The organism is Streptomyces sp. LS1784 (assembly GCF_020103755.1).
GTDB lineage: Bacteria > Actinomycetota > Actinomycetes > Streptomycetales > Streptomycetaceae > Kitasatospora.
The window spans coordinates 1-3,969 of record NZ_JAHSQD010000675.1 but is presented as its reverse complement, the minus strand read 5'-3'; the positions used below and the strand labels follow the sequence as shown (position 1 = coordinate 3,969).

The 3,969-nt window shown below is 71.2% G+C and carries 3 protein-coding genes; all 3 read left to right on the top strand.

Features of this window, described 5'->3' with window-relative positions; all coding sequences use genetic code 11:
• Positions 1–1,154: phosphate ABC transporter permease subunit PstC (gene pstC, locus KS423_RS40295; RefSeq protein ID WP_308020304.1), on the top strand; the 1,154-nt coding region annotated here is incomplete at its 5' end.
• Positions 1,155–1,224: 70 nt separating this feature from the next.
• Positions 1,225–2,451, top strand: coding sequence for a phosphate ABC transporter permease PstA (pstA, locus tag KS423_RS40290; protein ID WP_224284694.1), 1,227 nt, complete (start codon positions 1,225–1,227; stop codon positions 2,449–2,451).
• A gap of 38 nt (positions 2,452–2,489) precedes the next feature.
• On the top strand, positions 2,490–3,969 hold a 1,480-nt coding region (locus KS423_RS40285), incomplete at its 3' end, for a phosphate ABC transporter substrate-binding protein PstS (protein WP_224284693.1).

Sequence of the window (3,969 nt, the reverse complement as noted above, 5' to 3'; positions counted from 1 at the left end):
CCGCCGCCCGTGACGCGCACGCCGTCGTACGACCCGGCGGGGCCGCCGTTCCGGCCCCGCCGGGCCACCCTCAGGGCCTGGGCTCCGCCCGGGCCTCCGTACCCGAGCACGGAGATGCAGCCATGACAGCCGCCGCCGAGCCCGCGGCAACGCCCGCCAGGGCGCCGGGCCGACCCGACCGCGCACCCGACACCGACGTCCCCCGCGTCATCACCGCCCCCGCCACCCCGGCCGACCGGGTGTTCCGCGGCGTGCTGCGGGTGGCCGGGCTCTCGGTGTTCGCGATCATGGGCCTGATCGCCTTCTTCCTGATCCTGCGCGGCACGGACGCCTTCCGGGCGGTCGGCTGGTCCTTCCTGACCGAGCAGAAGTGGCAGACCGCCGCACACAACTTCGGCATCGCCGCCGTCCTGCCCAACGGCCTGCTGATCGCCGTCATCGCGCTGGTCATCGCCGTCCCGGTGGCGCTGTCCACCGCGATCTTCATCTCCGAGTACGCGCCCCCGCGGCTGCGCGGCGCGCTGATCTCGCTGATCGACCTGATGGCGGCGATCCCCAGCATCGTCTACGGCCTGTGGGGCCTGTTCTTCCTCCAGCCGCGGATCGTCGGCTTCGTCCGCTGGCTGGCCAACCACCTGGGGGAGTACATCCCCTTCCTCAAGGTCCGCACCGGCGACATCGGGACCTCCTACACCTCCTCGACCTTCATCGCCGGCGTGGTGGTCTCCCTGATGATCATTCCGATCATCACCTCGCTCAGCCGGGAGGTCTTCTCCCAGGCCCCGCAGGGGGAGCGGGAGGGCGCGTACGCGCTGGGCTCGACCCGCTGGGGGATGGTGCGCACGGTCGTCCTGCCGTTCGGCAAGGGCGGCGTCATCGGCGCGGTGATGCTGGGCTTCGGCCGGGCGATGGGCGAGACCATCGCCGTGGCGCTGATCATCTCGCCGAGCTTCAAGACCATCACGCACGTCCTGGAGAACGGCGCCAACTCGATCTCGGCGCTGATCGCGCTGCGGTTCGGCGAGTCGGACAAGCTCTCGCTCTCCGCGCTGATGGCGGCCGGCCTGGTGCTGTTCGCGCTCACCCTGGTGGTCAACGTGGCGGCCGGCTTCGTGATCAACCGGTCCCGTTCCGGCGCCTCGACGGCGGACTGAGCATGACGGACCGTCCGACCGACCGCCGTCAGACCCACCGCCGTCCGAACCACCGTGAAGGGACCACCCGATGACCACGCTCGACCTGCCGCCGGTCGCGGCGTCCGGGCCCGCCGCCGGTCCGGAACCGGCCGCGACAGCCGAACTCCGCCCCGAGAAGAAGGTCCGACTCGGCGGCGTCACCTCCGAGGACGTCTTCACCGTGGCCGGCGCCCTGGCCGGCTCGCTCGGGCTGAACTGGCTGCTGTACGAGCGCGTGCTGCCGTTCAGCGGCGCGTCCGGCTTCCTGCTCTGCTGGTACGCGCTGTTCCTGGCGGGCTACTTCGCGCTGGGCCGGCTCCAGTGGGGCCCCCTGATGGTGCGCGAGCGCCTGGTGTCCGTGGTGGCGTGGAGCGCCGGCATCCTGGTCGTCGCGCTGATCGCCGACCAGATCGGCTTCGTGACGAGCAAGGGCATGGATGCCGCGCGTCATCTGAACTTCTTCACCGAGTCGATGGAGCGTACCGGCCCGCTCTCCCCGATCGACTCCGGCGGTGCGCTCGGCGCGATCGTCGGCTCGCTCGAACAGCTGGGCCTGGCAACGCTGTTCGCCGTCCCGCTGGGCATCGCCGCGGCGGTCTTCATGTCCGAGGTCGGCGGCCGGATGGCCCGGCCGGTGCGGACGCTGGTGGAGGCGATGACGGCGCTGCCGTCCATCGTGGCCGGGCTCTTCGTGTTCGGCATCGTGATCATCACCTTCGGCTTCGAGAAGAGCGGCTTCGCGGCCTCGCTCGCGCTCACCGTGATGATGATGCCGATCGTCACCCGGGCCGCCGAGGTGGTCATCCGGCTGGTGCCCGGCACCCTGCGCGAGGCCTCGTACGCACTCGGCGGCAGCCAGTGGCGCACGGTGTGGAACGTGGTGCTGCCCACCGCCCGGCCCGGCCTGATGACGGCCGTGGTGCTCGGCATGGCACGCGGCGTCGGCGAGACCTCGCCGGTGCTGCTCACCGCCGGCTTCACCTCGCAGTTCAACGGCAACCCGTTCGCCGAGCACCAGGTGTCACTGCCGCTGTACATCTGGAACTACGTCAAGCAGCCCTACGACGGAATGATCGCGCGCGGCTTCGCCGCCGGCCTGACGCTGATGGTCGTGGTGCTGATCCTCTTCGTCACCGCCCGCGTGCTCGGCGGCCGGCAGCCCGGCCGGCTGACGCGGGCCCAGAAGCGCCGCCTCGACCGCGACGCCCGCCGTCCTGAGACCACCGCCGCGGCGGCCGCCTCCCGTCCGTCCGCCATCCAGCCGAAGAAGCAGTGATGTTCCGTACAACCACCCTCGGAACCAGAGGAGTTCACATGTCCCGGGAGGCCGCAAGGCGCTCCGTGGCCCGACTGGCGGCAGGGCTGCTGTCCCTGCTGCTCGCCGCGGCCTCCCTGCTGCTGGGGCAGACCGTCCCGGCGTACGCGGCCTCGGTCGCGCTGAACGCGGACGGCTCCAGCTGGGCCGGTCCCGCCATCGACCAGTGGCGCCAGGACGTCGGCCCGCAGGGCATCCAGATCAACTTCAACCCGATCGGCTCGGCGGCCGGCCGCAACGCCTGGAGCCTCGGGCAGGACGACTTCACCGCCTCGGACGTGCCGTTCCGCACGCAGGACGACACCGGCCTCAGCGGCGAGCGCCGCAGCGGCGGTCAGGGCACCCGGGAGAACCCGGTCTACGGCTTCTCGTACGTGCCGATCACGGCCGGCGGGACGACCTTCATGTACAACCTGGTGATCGGCGGCAAGCAGGTCCGGGACCTGCGGCTCGCCCCGCAGACGATCGTGGACATCTTCACCGGCAAGATCACCAACTGGAACGACCCGAAGATCGCCGCCGACTACGGCAAGGCCCTGCCGAACCTGCCGATCACCCCGGTGGTCCGTTCGGACGGCTCCGGTGCCACCGCGCAGTTCACCCGGTGGATGCAGCACACCCACCAGGGCCAGTGGGAGGCCTACTGCAAGGGGGTCAACGGCACCACCTGCGGCGACTACACCGAGTTCTTCCCGGCCTCCGGCCGGATGACCGCGCAGAGCAGCTCCGACACCGTCGCCGGCTACATCAAGGACCCGAACAACCAGGGCACCATCGGCTACGACGAGTACGCCTTCGCCAAGCGCAGCAACTGGCCGGTCGTGAAGGTGCTCAACTCGGCGGGCTACTACTCCCTGCCGACCGCCTCGAACGTCGCGGTGGCGCTCACCGCGGCGAAGATCCGCGGCGTCGACGACAACACCCCGGCGACCGACCCGAACTACCTCCAGCAGAACCTCGACGGCGTCTACACCATGGACGACCCGCGCTCCTACCCGATCTCCAGCTACAGCTACGTGATCGTGCCGCGGGCCGGGGCCGCCCAGCCGGTGCCGCCGCGGTTCAACAACGACAAGGGTTCCGCGCTCAGCCGCTTCCTGTCCTACGTGCTCTGCGAGGGCCAGGGCGAGGCGGACGGCCTCGGCTACTCGCCGATCCCGCGCGGCCTGGTCAAGGGCGGTCTGCTCCAGACCAAGAGCATCCCGGGCAACGCCAGCCCGGTGAACCCGGACACCCTCTCCAACTGCGCCAACCCGACCTTCAACTCGGCCGGTGAGCTCACCGTCCTCAAGAACGCGCCGATGCCGAGCCCGTGCGACAAGAAGGACGCGCCGGTGCCCTGCACCGTGCAGGGCGGCCAGGCGGTGAAGAGCGGTGCGGGCGGCGACGGCGGCTCCGGCGGTTCCGGTGGCGCCGGGGGCAATGGCGGAGGCAAGGCCGGCAACGGGGCGGGGGCGGGCGGTGCGGGCGGTGCCGGTG